The organism is Salmonella sp. SAL-020 (assembly GCF_017372215.1).
Taxonomy (GTDB): domain Bacteria; phylum Pseudomonadota; class Gammaproteobacteria; order Enterobacterales; family Enterobacteriaceae; genus Salmonella; species Salmonella enterica.
Genome location: NZ_CP071690.1, coordinates 1121133 through 1140467, shown reverse-complemented (window position 1 = coordinate 1140467; position 19335 = coordinate 1121133). Strand labels below are relative to the sequence as shown.

Genomic DNA, 19335 nt, shown 5'->3' with positions numbered 1-19335 from the left:
AAATAAAAAACTATCATGCGTTGTTAGCCTGCCCCACCTCTCCTTAACACAAACTCCGTTATATTTCAGACGCACTAACATCTTTATCAATAGATCTTAATTTGCAGAAAGATTTTTTTCTGACTATATCATCTAATACGAAAGCACTAGTCAGGCACAAAAAACAAAGGATTATTCGGCGAGAAAACCAGACCTTCACCTACGCTCATAAAAAAGAATATGGCTACGGAAATTCATCTCTCATGATGAACGGGAAGGCTCGTCTACGCATTTTGCCCTGAACGTCGTGCCCGTTAATTAATACACAGAGCAAATCCATCAGGAGCTAATTTATGCGTCTACTCGCCGTGGTTTCGAAATTGACTGGCGTCTCCACCACTGTGGAATCCTCAGCGGTCACTCTTAACGCCCCGTCAATTGTTAAATTATCAGTGGCCCGGGAGGAAATTAGTCAACTTACGCGCATTAATCAGGATCTGGTGGTGACGCTCCATTCCGGCGAAACGATCACGATTAAAAACTTTTACGTTACCAACGATCTGGGCGCAAGCCAGCTGGTACTGGCGGAAAACGATGGCACGTTATGGTGGGTAGAAAATCCGCAAGCCGGGCTACATTTTGAACAAATCGCTGATATTAATGAACTGCTGGTCACTTCCGGCGCTTCCCATGAAGCAGGCGGCGCCGTTTGGCCGTGGGTACTGGCTGGCGCGGTGGCGGCTGGCGGCATTGCCGCTATCGCGTCTTCCGGCGGCGGCGATTCCCACCATCATTCGGATGGCGATAATCCGCCCCCCGATAACACCAATCCTGACGGTAATCCCCCTGATAACAGCAATCCCGGCGGCAGTACCCCCAACGGCAATACTCCAGGTAGCAGTAATCCTGTAGATACTACCCCGCCTCTCGCTCCCGGCGAATTATTGATTTCAGCGGACGGAAAAACGGTAAGCGGGCAAGCCGAAGCGGGCAGTACCATTACCATCAAAGATCCCTCAGGCAACGTCGTTGGCGAGGGCAAAGCGGATAGCGACGGTAAATTTAGTATTGATCTGACAGCACCACAGATTAGCGGCGAACAACTTACCGTGACCGCGACTGACGATGCCGGCAATACCGGCCCATCCGCAACCATCGATGCGCCCAACATTCCTCTCCCCGATACACCAGCTATCACCGCCGCTATCGATGATGCCGCTCCCCTCACCAGCACGCTGAGCAATAACCAGTTTACGAACGACAATACCCCCACTCTGGAGGGCACCGGCAGCGCAGGCACAGTCATCCATATTTACGCCAATGGTCAGGAAATAGGCTCAACAACGGTTGATACCAGCGGAAACTGGCATTTTGCCATTACCAGCGCGCTAGCGGATGGGGAAAATCATTTCACCGCCATTGCGACTAACGTGAAAGGCGAAAGTAGCGAATCAGCCCGCTTTACGCTGACTATCGACACACTCATCCCCGATGCCCCACGTGTTGAACTGATTGCCGATAACACCGGTTTGCTCACCGGGCCGCTACAGAATAATGACCGAACTGACGAGGCAAAACCGCTATTTTCCGGGCAGGGAGAGGCAGGCAATACCATCACGATTAAAGAGGGTTCAACCGTTATCGGCAGCGCTACCGTAGACGAAAATGGACGCTGGACCTTTACGCCGACTACGCCGTTAAGCGATGGCGAACATACCTTTACCGTCGAACAAAGCGACAAAGCCGGAAACACGAGCCGCGTGACGACAACGCCTACTATCATTGTGGACACCACGCCGCCTGACGCCGCTATCATTGATAATGTTGCGAAAGACGGCACAACCGTTAGCGGCACCGCTGAAGCTGGCAGTACTGTGTCGATCTATGACCCGGCGGGAAATTACCTGGGCTCCACGATTACCGGAGAAAATAACCACTTCAGCATCACGCTGAATCCGGCTCAGACCCACGGCGAGCGTCTGGAAGCGCGTATTCAGGACGCCGTCGGTAACATCGGCCCCGCCACGGAGTTTACCGCTTCTGACTCACAGTATCCTGCCCAGCCGACTATCCTTACCGTGACGGATGACGCTGGCGCCGTTACCGGGCTGCTGAAAAATGGCGATGCCACAGATGATAACCGCCCAACCCTCAGCGGTACTGCTGAACCAGGCAGTACGATATCGATTAACGATAATGGCTTTCCTGTAGCGACCTTTCCGCCCATTGTCGCTGACGCTGACGGCAAATGGAGCTTTACCCCCTCGCTGGCGCTTGCCGATGGCGACCATGTCTTTACCGCTACCGCGACCAACGATCGCGGCACCAGCGGGCAGTCCGTCTCCTTTACCATTGATATCGACACGCAGCCGCCGGTGCTGGAAGGCCTGGCGGTTAGCGACGTCGGCGACAGACTCACCGGCACTACGGAAGCTGGCAGTACTGTGGTTATCAAAGACAGCCTGGGAAATACGCTCGGGAGTGGAACGGCAGGCGACGACGGTACCTTCTCAATAGGTATTAGCCCGGCGAAAATTAACGGCGAAACATTAAGCATTAGCGTTACCGATAAAGCCGCGAATAGCGGTCCGGTAGAAACGCTGAACGCGCCGGATAAAACTGCGCCTGCGGCACCGGACGGTCTTACCGTGGCGACCGACGGTCTGTCCGTAAGCGGTCAGGCGGAAGCCGGGGCAACGGTCACTATCCGCGACAGTAGCAACACCGTACTTGGCAGCGCCGTCGCTAATGGCAACGGACAATTTATCGTTCCGCTGAATACGGCGCAGACTAACGGCCAGGCGCTTATCGCTACCGCCACCGATGTCGCGAAAAACGAAAGCGCCGCCGCGACGGTTATCGCGCCGGACAGTACCGCGCCGGAAATGCCGAAAAACGTGGTAATTAGTGAGGATGGCACCAGTATCAGCGGCACCGCCGAACCGGGTAGCGCCATCACGATCGCCACGCCGGACGGCAAGCCGCTTGGCAGCGGCAAAGCAGATGGCGAAGGTCATTTTACCCTTCCCCTCGTCCCCGCACAGACCAACGGCGAACAGGTTACCGTCACCGCCACCGACAGCGCCAACAACGTCAGCCCGCCAACCACAGCGCAAGCGCCCGATATCACCGCCCCGGATAAGCCCATTATCACTCAGGTACTGGACGATGTTGAAAGCTTCACCGGGCCGCTGGTTAACGGACAAACCACCAACGACAACCGTCCCACCCTTAGCGGTACGGCGGAGGCCGGCGCGCGTGTCGAAGTCTTTGATAACGGCGTTTCACTGGGACTCGCCACGCTACAGCCCAACGGTGCCTGGACGTTTACGCCGTCGCAAAATTTAGGTGAAGGCGCGCATCGACTGACCGTAATCGCAACCGACGCTAAAGGCAATGCCAGTCAGGCCGCGTCATTCGACCTGGTGGTCGATACGCAATCGCCGCAGCAACCGGTAATCACCTTCATTACAGATGATGCGCCGGGTATTCTCGGTAGCGTCGCGCATCTGGGGCTCACTAACGACAGCACGCCAACGATTAATGGTACAGGTGAACCGGGTTCCACAGTACACCTGTATCAGAATGGCGCCCGGATAGCAGATATTATCGTCGGTAATTCCGGCGTCTGGAGCTACGCTTACACCACGGCCTCGCCACTGGCGGACGACACCTACACCTTTACCGTGACGGCCAGCGACAGTAACGGCAACACCACGCCTTTTTCGACCGATTTTACGATTACCATTGATACCCAGGCCCCTGCCGCCCCCGGCGTTATCGGCGTAGCTGACGGCGACGGAAATACGATTGATACCAATCAGATTACCCAGGAATCCCAGCCCCGGTTGAGCGGTAGCGGCACCGCAGGCGACACAATCATCCTTTACGATAATGGCAATGCCATAGGTCAGGCGCTGGTCGGCACGGACGGGCGCTGGCAGTTTACGCCGCCTGCCGCGCTGGGCGACGGCGACCACCATCTGACCGCTCGCGCCAACGATCCGGCGGGGAACGAAAGTCCCGAATCCATCAGCTTTACCCTACGCATCGATACCCAGGCGCCGGATGCGCCGCAGATCGTGTCAGCCGCCATCACCGGCGGAGAAGGCGAGGTGCTACTGGCAAACGGCAGTATTACCAATCAGCGTATGCCGACCCTCAGCGGCACCGGCGAACCCGGCACCATCATCACCCTGTACAATAACGGCGTAGAACTGGCTACCGTCCAGGTCAATCCACAGGGTAGCTGGACCTATCCGCTAACCCGTAATCTGAGCGAAGGGTTAAACATCCTGACGGCCACCGCCACGGATGCCGCAGGCAATAGTAGCCCGACCTCCGGCGTTTTCTCCGTTACCCTTGATACCCAGCCTCCAGCGCAGCCTGACGCGCCGCTAATCAGCGATAACGTCGCGCCGGTTATTGGCAACATCGGCAATAATGGCGCAACGAACGATACCACGCCGACCTTCAGCGGCACGGGAGAGATCGGCAGCACGATAATTCTCTACAATAATGGCAGTGAAATTGGTCGCACAACGGTAGGCGATAACGGTAGCTGGAACTTTACGCCTGCGGCACTGACGCCAGAAACCTATACCATTACCGTCACGGAAACCGATAGAGCGGGCAATATCAGTCCACCTTCCGCCTCAGTCACTTTTACGCTAGACACCACTGCGCCCGCCAATCCGGTTATCACTTTTGCCGAAGATAACGTCGGCGAAGTCCAGGATACTATTGTCAGCGGCGCAACCACTGACGACAATACACCGGTCATTCACGGCACTGGCGACATCGGCAGCATTATTACGCTCTATAATGGCAGCAGCGTTTTAGGCGTAGTCACCGTCGATGAGACCGGCACCTGGACGCTAGCGGTGACCAGCGCGCTGCCGGATGGCGTCTACACCCTGACTGCCATTGCCGCCGATGCCGCCGGAAACAGCAGCGGCGTATCGAACAGCTTTACCTTCACCGTCGACACCGTTCCGTTGCAGCCGCCCGTCGTCAATGAAATCCTTGACGATGTTGCGCCAGTGACCGGGCCATTAACCGATGGCGCCTTTACTAACGATCGGACGCTGACTATTAACGGCAGCGGCGAAAACGGCAGCACCGTCACGATTTACGACAATGGCGTGGCAATCGGGACGGCGCTCGTCACCGACGGGGTCTGGACATTCAATACGCCCGAATTATCAGAAGCCAGCCATGCGCTAACCTTCAGCGCGACTGACGATGCTGGAAATACCACGGCGCAAACCCAGCCGATCACTATTACCGTGGATATCACTGCCCCGCCCGCGCCAACGATCCAGACGGTGGACGACGATGGCACGCGCGTCGCCGGACTTGCCGATCCTTACGCTACCGTTGAAATTCACCATGCCGATGGCACCCTGGTCGGCAGCGCTGTCGCTAATGGCACCGGTGAATTCGTCGTTACGCTCAGTCCGGCGCAAACCGATGGCGGTACGCTGACGGCAATTGCTATCGATCGCGCGGGGAATAACGGCCCGGCTACGAATTTTCCCGCTTCCGACAGCGGTCTGCCCGCCGTCCCGGCCATCACGGCGATTGAAGATGATGTCGGGAGCGTACAGGGGAATATTGCGGCGGGCGGCGCCACGGACGACACCATGCCGACGCTGCGCGGCACCACGGATATCGGCTCTACCGTTGAAGTTTTCATTGATGGCGATTCGGCAGGCTTTGCCACCGTTGACGCCAGCGGGAACTGGATCTTTGAGATCGCGACGCCATTAAGCGAAAGCACACATTACTTCACCGTCCAGGCAACCAATGCGAATGGCCCGGGCGGCCTGTCCGCACCGGTCGGGATCACTGTCGATCTTAGCGCGCCGGCGCAACCGGTTATTACCAGCGCAACGGATGATGTCCCCGGCATGACCGGTACGCTGGATAACGGCGCGCTCACCAATGATTCACGCCCGACGCTCAACGGAACGGGAGAAGCTGGCGCCACGATCCGCATTCTGGATAACGGCGTAGAAATCGGTTCCGCCACGGTAGATCAAAGCGGCAACTGGCGCTTCACCCCGAACGCGCCGCTAGAGAGCAACGCGCACATCTTTACCGCCGTGGCGACCGATCCCGCTGGCAATAGCGGCCAGCCTTCGGACGGCTTTACGCTGAACATTGACGCGCAGGCGCCAGATGTGCCGGTTATCACGTCCGTGATTGACGATAACAATCAACCGACCGTTCCGGTGTTACCGGGGCAATCCACCGACGATCGGCAGCCAATACTGAACGGAACTGGCGAACCTGGCGCGACAATCACCATTTTTGATAACGGTACGCCGCTTGGCACGGCTCAGGTAGGCGAAAACGGTAGCTGGACCTTCCCGGTGCCCCGCAATTTGTCAGAGGGAAGCCATAATCTGACGGTTAGCGCTACCGATCCGGCGGGCAATACCAGCGCGGTCTCCGCGCCGTGGACGATCGTGGTCGATATTACGCCTCCGGCGATCCCGGTTCTCACCTCCGTCGTGGATGACCAGCCCGGAATTACCGGCAACCTGGTTAGCGGGCAGCTAACGAACGATGCGACGCCCACCCTGAACGGGCGCGGAGAGGCAGGCGCGACGATTAATGTCTATCTTGACGGTAATCCCGCGTCCATCGGTACCACGACGGTGAATAGCGACGGCACGTGGAGTTTCACGCCGCAGACGCCGCTTGCAAACGGTAGCCACACGTTCACCCTTAGCGCCACCGATCCGGCGGGTAATAGCAGCTCGGTGTCCAGCGGATTTGTGCTGACGATTGACGCCACACCGCCCGCCGCGCCGGTTATCGCCAGCGTGGCAGATAATACGGCGCCGGTAACGGGCATCGTCCCCAACGGCGGCTCGACGAACGAAACCCGACCAACACTCTCGGGTACCGGTGAGGCGGGTACAACCATCTCGATTTATAATGGCAGCGCGCTGGTCGGTACGGCGCAAGTTCAGGCCAACGGTAGCTGGAGCTTTACACCGTCTACCTCGCTGGGCGCGGGCGTCTGGAACCTGACGGCGACAGCAACCGATGCGGCAGGCAATACCAGCGCCGCGTCCGAAATACGCTCGTTTACTATTGATACCACGGCTCCCGCCGCGCCTGTTATTGATACGGTCTACGACGGTACGGGCCCCATTACCGGCAATCTGAGTTCAGGACAGATCACAGACGAGGCGCGCCCTGTCATTAGCGGCACCCGTGAAGCCAACACAACTATTCGTCTCTACGATAACGGCACGCTGCTGGCTGAAATTCCCGCCGACAATAGCAGTAGCTGGCGCTACACGCCCGACGCCTCGCTGGCGACGGGCAACCATGTAATTACCGTCATTGCCGTTGATGCCGCAGGCAACGCCAGCCCCGTTTCGGACAGCGTTAATTTCGTCGTCGATACTACGCCGCCGCTGACGCCGGTAATCACATCAGTCAGTGACGATCAGGCGCCAGGCCTCGGCACGATCGCGAACGGCCAAAATACCAACGATCCTACGCCAACCTTCAGCGGCACCGCAGAAGCCGGCGCCACGATCACGCTCTATGAAAATGGTACGGTCATTGGCACGACAACGGCTCAGCCTGACGGCGCGTGGAGCGTCTCCACCTCAACGCTGGCAAGCGGAACGCACGTCATCACCGCCGTCGCCACCGATGCCGCAGGAAACAGCAGCCCGAACAGTACGGCTTTCACCCTGACGGTCGATACCACCGCGCCGCAAACGCCAATCCTGACGTCCGTGGTGGATGACGTCGCGGGTGGGGTCACAGGAAATCTCGCTAATGGTCAGATAACCAATGATAACCGCCCCACGCTGAACGGCACTGCCGAAGCGGGCAGCGTGGTCAGTATCTATGATGGCGACACTCTGCTTGGCGTCACCTCGGCTAACGCGAGCGGCGCGTGGAGCTTCACGCCGACGACAGGGTTAAACGACGGCACGCGCACATTAACAGTGACCGCCACCGACCCGGCAGGCAACGTTAGCCCGGCCACCAGCGGTTTTACTATCGTGGTCGATACCCTTGCGCCAACGGTTCCGCTTATAACCAGCATCGTTGATGATGTCCCGAACAATACCGGCGCCATTGGCAATGGACAATCGACCAACGACACACAGCCGACGCTCAACGGTACTGCGGAAGCCAACAGCGCGGTAAGCATCTTCGATAATAGCGCGCTGGTCGCGACCGTGAACGCCAATGCCAGAGGCAACTGGAGCTGGACGCCAACCGCCGCGCTCGGCCAGGGAAGTCACGCCTATAGCGTTAGCGCCGCCGATGCGGCTGGCAACGTTAGCGCCGCTTCGCCATCGATAACGATTATCGTGGATACCATTGCGCCCGGCGCGCCCGGCAACCTGGTCATCAATGCTACCGGTAATCGGGTGACGGGCACCGCGGAAGCAGGCAGTACAGTGACGATTACCTCTGATACTGGTGTGGTACTGGGAACCGCCACCGCCGACGGTACAGGCAGCTTCACCGCCACACTCACGCCCGCGCAGACCAATGGTCAGCCGCTACTGGCATTTGCCCAGGATAAAGCAGGCAACACAGGCATTGCCGCCGGATTTACCGCGCCCGATACGCGTGTGCCGGAAGCACCGATCATCACCAACGTAGTAGATGATGTGGGTATTTATACCGGCGCTATCGCCAACGGCCAGGTCACTAATGACGCACAACCCACATTGAATGGTACCGCTCAGGCGGGCGCCACGGTGAGCATTTATAACAACGGGGCGCTGCTCGGCACCACCACGGCGAACGCCAGCGGAAACTGGAGCTTTACCCCGACAGGCAATTTGACCGAAGGCAGCCACGCCTTCACCGCCACCGCGACTAACGCCAACGGTACAGGCAGCGTCTCCACCGCCGCGACGGTGATTGTCGATACGCTGGCGCCCGGTACGCCGTCAGGTACGCTCAGCGCCGATGGCGGTTCACTTTCCGGGCTGGCAGAGGCAAACAGCACCGTAACCGTCACGCTGACGGGGGGCGTGACGCTCACCACCACCGCTGGCAGCAACGGCGCATGGTCTCTCACCTTGCCGACAAAACAAATTGAAGGTCAGCTCATTAACGTGACGGCCACTGACGCTGCGGGTAACGCCTCCGGCACGTTAGGCATTACCGCGCCGGTTCTGCCGCTGGCGGCAAGGGATAACATCACCAGCCTTGATCTGACCTCTACCGCCGTCACCAGCACGCAAAGCTATTCGGATTACGGCCTGCTGCTGGTTGGCGCGCTTGGCAATGTCGCCTCGGTTTTGGGTAACGATACCGCTCAGGTTGAGTTCACCATTGCTGAAGGTGGTACGGGCGACGTCACCATCGATGCCGCCGCAACGGGAATCGTGCTTTCGCTGCTCAGTACTCAGGAGATTGTGGTACAGCGCTACGACACCAGCCTCGGCGCCTGGACGACGATCGTCAACACCGCCGTTGGCGACTTCGCGAATTTGCTTACCCTGACCGGGAGCGGCGTTACCCTGAACCTGAGCGGCCTGGGCGAAGGCCAGTACCGGGTACTCACTTATAACACCAGTCTGCTCGCCACCGGGTCATATACCAGCCTGGATGTCGATGTACACCAGACCAGCGCAGGTATTATTAGCGGGCCAACCATCAGTACCGGCAACGTCATGGCTGATGATACCGCGCCGACGGGCACCACGGTCACCGCCATCACCAACGCCAACGGCGTCAGTACGCCGGTCGGCGCGGGCGGCGTGGATATCCAGGGACAATACGGCACGCTGCACATTAATCAGGACGGCAGTTACACCTACACGCTGGCTAAGCCCACGGCAGGATACGGACATAAAGAGAGCTTCACCTACACCATTACCCAGAATGGCGTCGGTAGCAGCGCCGCGCAACTGGTTATCAATCTGGGTCCCGCGCCTGTACCGGGCAGCGTGATAGCGACAGACAATAACGCCTCGCTGGTCTTTGATACTCACGTTAGCTACGTCAACAACGGTCCCTCGACACAAAGCGGCGTCACGGTATTAAGCGTCGGACTTGGTAATGTACTGAACGCGAATCTGCTTGATGATATGACTAATCCGATCATCTTTAACGTTGAAGAAGGCGCTACGCGAACCATGACGTTACAGGGAACCGTCGGCGGCGTCTCACTGGTTTCCACGTTCGATCTGTACGTTTATCGCTTCAACGATGCCATTCAGCAATATGAGCAGTTCCGGGTGGAAAAGGGCTGGATTAACACCCTGCTGTTAGCCGGACAGTCCCAGCCGCTGACCCTGACGTTGCCTGGCGGCGAATACCTGTTCGTGCTGAATACCGCCAGCGGCATTAGCGTCCTCACTGGCTATACGTTGGCGATTTCCCAGGACCACACCTATGCCGTTGACAGTATCACCGCCAACACCACCGGCAACGTACTGACCAATGATGTCGTCCCTACGGACGCCCTCCTCACTGAAGTAAACGGCGTGGCGATTGCGGCGACCGGCACAACGGAGGTAAACGGGCTGTATGGCTCGCTCATCATTGACGCAAGAGGCAACTATACCTACACGCTGAAGAACGGCGTCGGCGCCGACAGCATTAAAACGCCGGACAGCTTTATCTATACGGTCAAAGCGCCAAACGGCGATACCGATACGGCCTCGCTCAATATCACGCCAACCGCCAGGGCGCTGGATGCGATTAATGATGTCAGCGATACCCTCAGCGTCGCCACGCTTCAGGATACCGCTGCCTGGCTGGACTCCAGCGTCGGCAGCGCCAGTTGGGGGCTACTCGGCAAATCGGGCAGCGGGAGCGGCACCTTTGACGTTGCAACGGGCACCGTACTTAAAGGCGCGTCACTGGTCTTTGATGTCTCCACGCTCATTACGCTGGGCAATCTGAATATTAGCTGGGCCATTCAGGAGAACGGGACCGTCATACGCAACGGAACCGTTCCGGTGGCGAATATCACGCTGGGCAGCGCGACGGTGACCGTCAACCTGAGCGGTCTGGAGCTGGATGCCGGAACGTACACGCTTAACTTTACCGGCACCAATACCCTGGCCGGGGCGGCGACGATCACGCCACGCGTCATCGGCACCACCGTCGATCTGGATAATTTTGAAACGTCCGGAACGCATACCGTTCTCGGCAATATTTTTGACGGCAGCGACGCGGCGGGGGCGATGGATCAGCTTAATACGGTGAATACCCGCCTGAGCATTAGCGGGTATAACGGCAGCGCCGCCACGCTGGACGCCGCGGCGAATACCACCAGCGCCACGATTCAGGGACATTACGGCACATTGCAAATTAACCTCGATGGCGCTTACACCTACACCCTGAATAATGGCGTCGCGATGTCGTCCATCACCAGTAAAGAGGTCTTTACCTATCAACTGGATGACAAGATGGGTCATACGGATAGCGCCACATTGACCATTGATATGGCGCCACAAATCGTCAGTACCAACCAAAACGATGTTCTCATCGGCTCCGCCTATGGCGATACGCTGATTTACCATCTGTTAAACGGCGCGGACGCGACCGGCGGCAACGGCGTCGATCGCTGGCAAAACTTCTCTACCGCGCAGGGCGACAAGATCGATATCCACGAACTGCTGACCGGCTGGGATCACCAGGCGGCGACGCTGGGTAACTTTGTGCAGGTTCATACCAGCGGCGCCAATACGGTGATATCCGTCGATCGCGACGGCGCCGGCAGTGCGTTTAAATCCACTGACCTTGTCACTCTGGAGAATGTGCAGCTCACGCTAAATGATCTGTTGCAGAACAACCACCTGATAACCGGCGGTTGATAAAAAAGCCCCGAACGCCACGACGTTCGGGGCAACAAGCGGTGATATTTAAAAGGGATAAACTATGGGAAGAGTCGCGCCTGTCGCCATCGTACTGGCATTTGCTTTGTTTCATCACCAGCCCCGGGGCGCAGAAGCGCCGCCAATGATTACATCCGAAGGATTAGCAACGGACCAGATGCTTCCTTCGCTGGATGGCTCCGCCGCTGAGTTGCCGCTCAGCGCCGCCGCGCCGGGCAACCTGACGCTCAATGACGCGGTCAATCGCGCCGTTAACTGGCATCCTTCTATTCGCGAAGCCGTCGGCAAACTGCTCGCACAGAATGAACAAATAGAGGTCGCCAAATCGAAATATTATCCGCAAGTCAGCGCTGGCGTGAACAATGGGTACAGCAATACCTACACCGATCACGGGTATAGCCCCTCGCTGGTGCTGTCGGTATCGCAAATGCTTTATGACTTCGGCAAAGTGGCAAGCCAGGTTCGCGCCGAAACCGCAGGCGCAGCGCAGCAACAGGCCAATGTGTTGCTCAGTATTGATACCGTCGCGCACGAAACCGCCAACGCCATTGTACAAACGCAGAGCTGGCAGCAAATGGTAGACGCGGCGGAAGAACAGCTCGTCGCGCTGGACAGCATCGGTAAACTTATCCGGCAGCGCAGCGATGAAGGCGCTACGTCGCTATCTGACGTGGTGCAAACCGAAGCCAGAATCGAATCCGCCCGCTCGCAACTGGCGCAGTATCAGGCCAATCTCGACAGTGCGAAAGCCTCACTGATGAGCTGGCTGGGCTGGAATTCGCTTAACGGCATCAATAATGACTTCCCGGCGAAACTTGCTCGCAGCTGTGAGACGGCGACTCCCGACGATCGACTGGTGCCCGCGGTACTGGCCGCCTGGGCGCAGGCTAACGTTGCGCGGGCGAATCTGGACTATGCCAGCGCGCAAATGACGCCGACGATTTCGCTCGAACCTTCTGTACAACATTATCTTAATGATAAATATCCCAGTCATGAAGTGCTGGATAAAACCCAGTATTCCACCTGGGTGAAAGTTGAGATGCCGCTTTACCAGGGCGGAGGGCTGACTGCCCGACGCAACGCCGCCAGCCATGCGGTAGACGCGGCTCAGTCGACCATTCAGCGCACCCGGCTTGATGTCCGCCAGAAACTGATGGAGGCGCGCAGCCAGGCAATGAGTCTTGCCAGCGCGTTACAAATCCTTCGTCGGCAACAGCAGCTTAGCGAACGCACGCGCGAACTGTATCAGCAGCAATACCTTAACCTCGGTTCCCGCCCGCTGCTCGACGTGCTTAATGCGGAGCAGGAAGTTTACCAGGCGCGTTTTGCCGAACTGCAAACGGAAAGCCAGTTGCATCAGTTGCAACTGAACTGTCTGTATAACACCGGCGCGCTTCGTCAGGCGTTCGCGTTAAATCATCGCAGCATTCAATCCGTGGAGATCCAGCCATGACCCGCGCCGCCCCCGATGTAGAAGAGGTACTCAGTGAGCGCGCGCTAAGCCAATGGGCGCAGGCCATCAGCTATGTCGCCGGTCATTATCGCGTTGCCTGTTCTCCCGGTTCAATTCAGGCCAACGCCCCGTGGTTTAGGGGTAAAAGCAGAACGACCGCCTTAACGCAGCTCGCGCGGCAGGCGGGTTTATCCTTTCATGCGCCGGACATAGACAAAACGGCATTTAGTCAGTGGCGATTGCCGTTGGTTGTCGAGCTCCGGGACGGGCAGTTATTGGTCATCGAGCATGTTAATGGCGAAGATGCGGTAGACGTTTTTGTGATTGAAGAAGAGGGTCAGCGTAACCGCCTGACGCTCAGCGAGTTATTGCCGGAGATCCTCTATGTTGCCGCGCTACGCCCGCTATCGGCGCTCAAGGATAGCCGCGTCGATCGCTATATCTCCCGCTTTAAACCCGACTGGATGCGCGAGCTGGTTCTGCAGGATATTCGCCCTTATTTACCGGTAATGGTCGCCGCCTTTCTGATTAACGTGCTGTCGCTGGCCGGGATTGTGTTCTCTATGCAGGTTTACGATCGGGTGATCCCCGCTCAGTCATATCCTACCCTGTACGTGCTCTCCTTCGGCGTGCTGGTAGCGGTGCTGTTCGGTTTTCTGCTGCGTGAAGCGCGTACGCACATTATGGACGTGCTCGGTAAACGCGCCGATATGCGCATTTCCGATCGGGTATTCGGTCATGCGTTAAGGCTGCGCAACAGCGCTATCCCCCGTTCCACCGGCAGTTTTATCTCGCAGTTACGCGAACTAGAGCAGATCCGCGAGATGATTACCTCTTCAACGCTGGCGACCATTGTCGATCTGCCTTTCTTTTTCCTGTTTATGATAGTCCTGGCGATTATTGCCCCACCGCTGGCATGGATAGCGCCCGTGGCGGCTCTGCTGATGATCCTGCCGGGCGTCGCACTGCAAAAAAAACTGGCTGTCCTCGCCAACCAGGCCGCCCACGAAGCGACGCTACGCAATGCAGTCTTGGTCGAAAGCGTTCAGGGGCTGGAGGATATTAAACTGATGCAGGCGGAGAACCGCTTTCTTCAGCAGTGGAATAGCTATATCCGTATTACCGGCGAGTCGGGTCTACGCACCCGCAAACTCACGCAAGGGCTTATCAGTTGGGGGATGTCGGTACAAAGTCTGGTGTATGCCGCAGTGATTATGTTCGGCGCGCCGATGGTCATTGAAGGCAGTATGACTACCGGCGCCGTGGTCGCCGCGTCGATGCTCGGCTCACGGATGATCGCGCCAATGGCTAACCTGTGCGGCGTGCTGGCGCGCTGGCAGCAGGTGAAAGCGGCGAAGATGGGTCTCGACAACATTATGCAACTGCCCACCGAGACACAGCATGACGATAGCCTGATACACCGCGACATCCTCCACGGGCATTACCTCTTTGAAAATGCTCAGTTTCGTTACCATAACGACGATCAACGCATACCGCTGCGCCTCGTGCGTCTGGAGATCATGCCAGGCGAGCGGATTGCGATACTGGGGCGTAACGGCGCGGGTAAATCCACACTTTTACAGGCGATGGCGGGCGGCCTGGAGATGATTCAGGGAGATGCCCGGCTTGATAATCTCAGCTTGTCGCACATCGATATGGCGGATTTACGCCGCAACATCGGCTTTCTTAGCCAGAACGCGCGGCTTTTCTTCGGCACCCTACGAGAGAACCTGACGCTCGGCGCGCCGCACGCCAACGATGAACAGATTTTTGACGCGCTCGAAGTCAGCGGCGGCGCCGTCTTCGTCAGGCGGCTGGCAAAAGGGTTGGATCATCCCATTATGGAGGGCGGTAACGGCCTGTCCGGTGGGCAGCGCCAGTCCCTGTTGCTGGCGAGAATGCTGCTGCGCTCCCCCAATATTGTGCTACTTGATGAACCCAGCGCCTCGCTGGACGAGCATACGGAACGAGAGTTTATTCAGCGGTTACATCAGTGGCTTGGCAACCGTACCCTGGTCGTCGCGACGCACCGGGTACCAATACTGGAGCTGGTTGAGCGTGTCGTTGTCCTGAAAGAAGGACAACTGGTGATGGATGCGCCAAAAGCGCAGGCGCTTAACGCGGATCGGATGCAAAGTCACCGTCGGGAGTGGAAAAATGAAAATCAATCAGCATGATGCCGCGATGGACGATCCCGATATTCAGCGTGAACGGGCGTTTTCCGGCGCGGGTCGTATTGTTCTGATCTGCTCACTGTTATTTCTCATTCTCGGCATCTGGGCGTGGTTTGGCCGACTGGATGAGGTTTCCACCGGCAACGGGAAAGTGATCCCCAGTTCACGCGAACAGGTTCTGCAGTCGCTGGATGGCGGCATTCTGGCGCAGTTGACGGTGCGGGAAGGCGACAGAGTTCAGGCTAACCAGATTGTCGCCCGGCTTGATCCGACGCGTCTGGCGTCCAATGTGGGTGAAAGTGCGGCAAAATATCGCGCTTCACTCGCCTCCAGCGCACGGTTAACCGCGGAAGTCAACGACTTACCTCTCGCCTTCCCCGCTGAGCTGAACGGCTGGCCGGATCTGATTGCCGCAGAGACGCGTCTCTATAAAAGCCGCCGCGCGCAGCTGGCCGATACCGAAGCCGAGCTACGGGATGCGCTGGCGTCGGTTAATAAAGAGCTGGCCATTACCCAGCGTCTGGAGAAAAGCGGCGCGGCCAGTCATGTTGAAGTGCTGCGCCTGCAACGACAAAAAAGCGATTTAGGCTTAAAAATTACCGATCTGCGCTCACAATATTATGTGCAGGCACGCGAAGCGTTATCAAAAGCGAACGCTGAGGTCGATATGCTCTCCGCCATTTTAAAAGGACGCGAGGATTCCGTCACCCGCCTTACCATACGTTCGCCGGTACGCGGCATTGTTAAAAATATCCAGGTCACGACGATTGGCGGCGTGATCCCGCCTAACGGTGAGATGATGGAGATAGTGCCGGTAGACGATCGTCTGTTGATTGAAACCCGCCTTTCGCCGCGTGATATCGCCTTTATTCATCCCGGCCAACGCGCATTGGTTAAAATTACTGCTTACGATTACGCCATTTACGGCGGGCTTGACGGCGTGGTGGAGACCATTTCACCGGATACCATTCAGGATAAAGTGAAACCGGAAATTTTCTACTATCGCGTGTTTATCCGCACCCACCAGGACTATCTACAAAATAAATCAGGACGCCGTTTTTCGATTGTTCCAGGCATGATCGCCACGGTGGATATCAAAACCGGTGAAAAAACCATTGTCGACTATTTAATCAAACCGTTTAATCGCGCGAAAGAAGCGCTGCGCGAGCGGTAAATCGTTGAAGATAAGAAGATACGGGGGCTGGTCACGCGTGTCACAAGTCTGTTATACTTACCTTACACATTGGGGCTGATTCTGGATTCGACGGGATTTGCGAAACCCAAGGTGCATGCCGAGGGGCGGTTGGCCTCGTAAAAAGCCGCAAAAAAATAGTCGCAAACGACGAAACCTACGCTTTAGCAGCTTAATAACCTGCTTAGAGCCCTCTCTCCCTAGCCTCCGCTCTTAGGACGGGGATCAAGAGAGGTCAAACCCAAAAGAGATCGCGTGGATGCCCTGCCTGGGGTTGAAGCGTTAAAACGAATCAGGCTAGTCTGGTAGTGGCGTGTCCGTCCGCAGGTGCCAGGCGAATGTAAAGACTGACTAAGCATGTAGTACCGAGGATGTAGGAATTTCGGACGCGGGTTCAACTCCCGCCAGCTCCACCAAATATAACAAGGGGTTACGTGAAAACGTAGCCCCTTTTTAATGTCCAGTGTCCACTTAGCGTCCACCTAAGATCAGGTGACCAGATAGGGATAAAAAATGCCAACACCTGAAAGTTTGTGGAAAATTCTGGCTTCACCCATTTCGACAAAGACGGCTGTTAGGTATGGATTCCTCTCTGTAGCAATTGTCCTTTCTATCCGCTTTATACTCCCAATACTTAAGGACATTGCGCCTCTAACTGAACAAGACTTGCCGGGGTATTCCTATGCAGCGCATTTTGCTCTAACGATTTTGTTTTCACTTATTGCGGAAACTCTAACCTTTGAACTAGTAGCTTGGATGTATCTCAAGCTCGAAAAATTCATAGAAAGGAGGAAATTAAGAAAAGAACTCGCCCGCAAACAAGAGATTGAGAGCAAGGAAATCAAGAGAATCCAAGAAAAGTTTATTGAAAATTTCATACTGGCATGGCCCCTCATAGCCCCCCGCTATAAATATTTTGTCTATGAGCTACGAAGGGGCCACAAGGGCTACTCAGATACGAATTCGGCCATCAATTACCTTAGACAACAAGGTTGGATTCACCCAATAACTGAACTACCTTATAGCCATTGCCTTTATCGGTTAGACGAACTCATTTTTGAAGCCCTAAATAGGATAGAGTCAGCCGCAACAGCAACAGACTCCTAGCTTTGCATAGCTGCCCGCTATGCAAACTAGTGAGCCAAATAAATTTAGACTTCAGGCAAAGCCTGCTGGCTGAATCGCCACGGATAATCTAGACATTTCCGAGCCGTTGATAAGATTGTTTTTCATATTCCTTCCACGTCAGCCCTCTTAATGTGGTGGATTTCATGCACCTGTAGCAATCGTAGCGATCCGGATCAATACTTGCTAGGACGATGAAACACTCCACGGGAGCTCATGCAAACCCGTGCGCGGATTTGCGTTTCTGGCTAGCCAAAACCCCACCAGCACTTTCAACACGGCTCCATCCTCAATGGAAATCAAATCTTATCCTTATCAACCCGTTAAGAATGTGGTTAAATCATAACCTTACGTCTAATATCCATTCATGAAGGGTAAACATGGAATCGAACGATCCTGGAAAGCTGATTTGGCATGTCGCCTGCGATGAATCAGGGATAGATGGTCAGCGATTTTATGGATTTGGTAGCTTATGGATGAAATACCAGAGGCGTGGCGATTTTGCGCGTATTGTCCGCGAACTTCGTGAGAAACATAACTGTAGCGATGAAATTAAATGGCAGAAAGCTCATTCCAAGCGTAACGCTGCATTCTATCAGGATTTAATCGAGACCTTCTTCAAACACCCTTGGCTAGCTTTTCATTGCATAGTCGTGGAAAAGTCGAAGGTAGAAAAATCTTTCCACGGTGGCGACTATGATCTTGCAATGCGTAAGCATTTTGGCAAGCTAATAGAGACTAAAATTGGCAATGTCATCAAAGCCCACCCCGACAGAGAGTGTGAGTTTCGTGTTGAAGTAGATCCATTACCATCCCGCTACAAAAAAGCTGATGAGGAATTCCATGTAATCACCAACCACACTTTGGCACGTAGGTTTGGGCGCAAAGATATTATCAAAAGCGTAGTAAGTAAAGACTCAAAGGCGTCAGAACATATTCAGATAGCAGATTTTTTGCTAGGTGCGGTCATGTGCGCTTATCAAGGTAAAGCAACTTCTGAGGCAAAGCTAGCCGTCGCAAACAATGTTGCATCCTACTTGGGATGGGACTCACTGATGCATGATACTTGGCCAACAGAACGTAAATTCAATATTTGGTTTTTCTTCGACAGGTCAAAAGGACCAAGGGATATTGTCACCCAAGAAGTTAAGCTCACTTACGCCCTTCCCAACACACGAAAATAGTAGATCCGACCTCTCAGCCGGCACGGTTGGAGTCCCAGTCATTCGACGAAGTTACCAACTAGGCGGTATCAACTTTCGGGGGGCCGCCTCTAGATCCCCAAAATCTTAAACTCGTTATAAGTAGCATACCCCGTAACCAATATGACTTCAACAAATCCTTAAGAAAATCATAATTTAACAAGATACAACTTATCTATCTTATCTATCTCAACCTAAAAACTATTGACCTATAAATGTGCCCTAATTTTAGCTATCTAAGTAGAGTTGTGAAACGTCCTCTCTTGGCCTTGCCACAAGACGGACTAAAAGGAAGCGACAACACTTTAACTGCCATTCAGGACAGTTAGTCAACACGCAAAACCCCGCCTCTCAATAATCA

Annotated in this window: 6 protein-coding genes and 1 other RNA gene; all 7 read left to right on the top strand. The window is 55.7% G+C overall.

Annotated elements, in window-relative coordinates; translation table 11 throughout:
* Positions 1–332: 332 nt before the first annotated feature.
* Positions 333–11807 carry a biofilm-associated protein BapA gene (gene bapA / locus J1G48_RS05425; protein ID WP_058662156.1) on the top strand — a complete coding sequence of 3825 codons (11475 nt, stop codon included), beginning with the start codon at positions 333–335 and terminating at the stop codon, positions 11805–11807.
* Positions 11808–11871: 64 nt separating this feature from the next.
* On the top strand, positions 11872–13281 hold the full coding sequence (locus tag J1G48_RS05420) for a TolC family outer membrane protein (RefSeq protein WP_000533863.1): 1410 nt from the start codon (positions 11872–11874) through the stop codon (positions 13279–13281).
* Positions 13278–15458 carry a type I secretion system permease/ATPase gene (locus J1G48_RS05415; protein ID WP_000196151.1) on the top strand — a complete coding sequence of 727 codons (2181 nt, stop codon included), beginning with the start codon at positions 13278–13280 and terminating at the stop codon, positions 15456–15458. Before J1G48_RS05420 ends, J1G48_RS05415 begins: the two co-directional genes overlap by 4 nt.
* Before the next feature lie 7 nt (positions 15459–15465).
* Entirely contained in the window at positions 15466–16629 is a 1164-nt protein-coding gene (locus tag J1G48_RS05410; RefSeq protein ID WP_012543392.1) for an HlyD family type I secretion periplasmic adaptor subunit, read from the top strand.
* 71 nt (positions 16630–16700) lie between these two features.
* Positions 16701–17063, top strand: a transfer-messenger RNA (tmRNA) gene (gene ssrA / locus J1G48_RS05405).
* 97 nt (positions 17064–17160) lie between these two features.
* A complete protein-coding gene (locus J1G48_RS05400; protein WP_001142974.1) occupies positions 17161–17754 on the top strand; it encodes a hypothetical protein in 594 nt (197 codons plus the stop codon).
* A 398-nt stretch (positions 17755–18152) separates the two neighbouring features.
* Positions 18153–18956, top strand: coding sequence for a DUF3800 domain-containing protein (locus tag J1G48_RS05395; protein ID WP_000445376.1), 804 nt, complete (start codon positions 18153–18155; stop codon positions 18954–18956).
* Positions 18957–19335 lie beyond the last annotated feature (379 nt).

What these genes read in the sequence shown, in the direction of transcription:
- bapA (WP_058662156.1), top strand. Translation starts at nt 333, where the DNA reads ATGCGTCTACTCGCCGTGGTTTCGAAATTGACTGGCGTCTCCACCACT.
- J1G48_RS05420 (WP_000533863.1), top strand. Translation starts at nt 11,872, where the DNA reads ATGGGAAGAGTCGCGCCTGTCGCCATCGTACTGGCATTTGCTTTGTTT.
- J1G48_RS05415 (WP_000196151.1), top strand. Translation starts at nt 13,278, where the DNA reads ATGACCCGCGCCGCCCCCGATGTAGAAGAGGTACTCAGTGAGCGCGCG.
- J1G48_RS05410 (WP_012543392.1), top strand. Translation starts at nt 15,466, where the DNA reads ATGGACGATCCCGATATTCAGCGTGAACGGGCGTTTTCCGGCGCGGGT.
- J1G48_RS05400 (WP_001142974.1), top strand. Translation starts at nt 17,161, where the DNA reads ATGCCAACACCTGAAAGTTTGTGGAAAATTCTGGCTTCACCCATTTCG.
- J1G48_RS05395 (WP_000445376.1), top strand. Translation starts at nt 18,153, where the DNA reads ATGGAATCGAACGATCCTGGAAAGCTGATTTGGCATGTCGCCTGCGAT.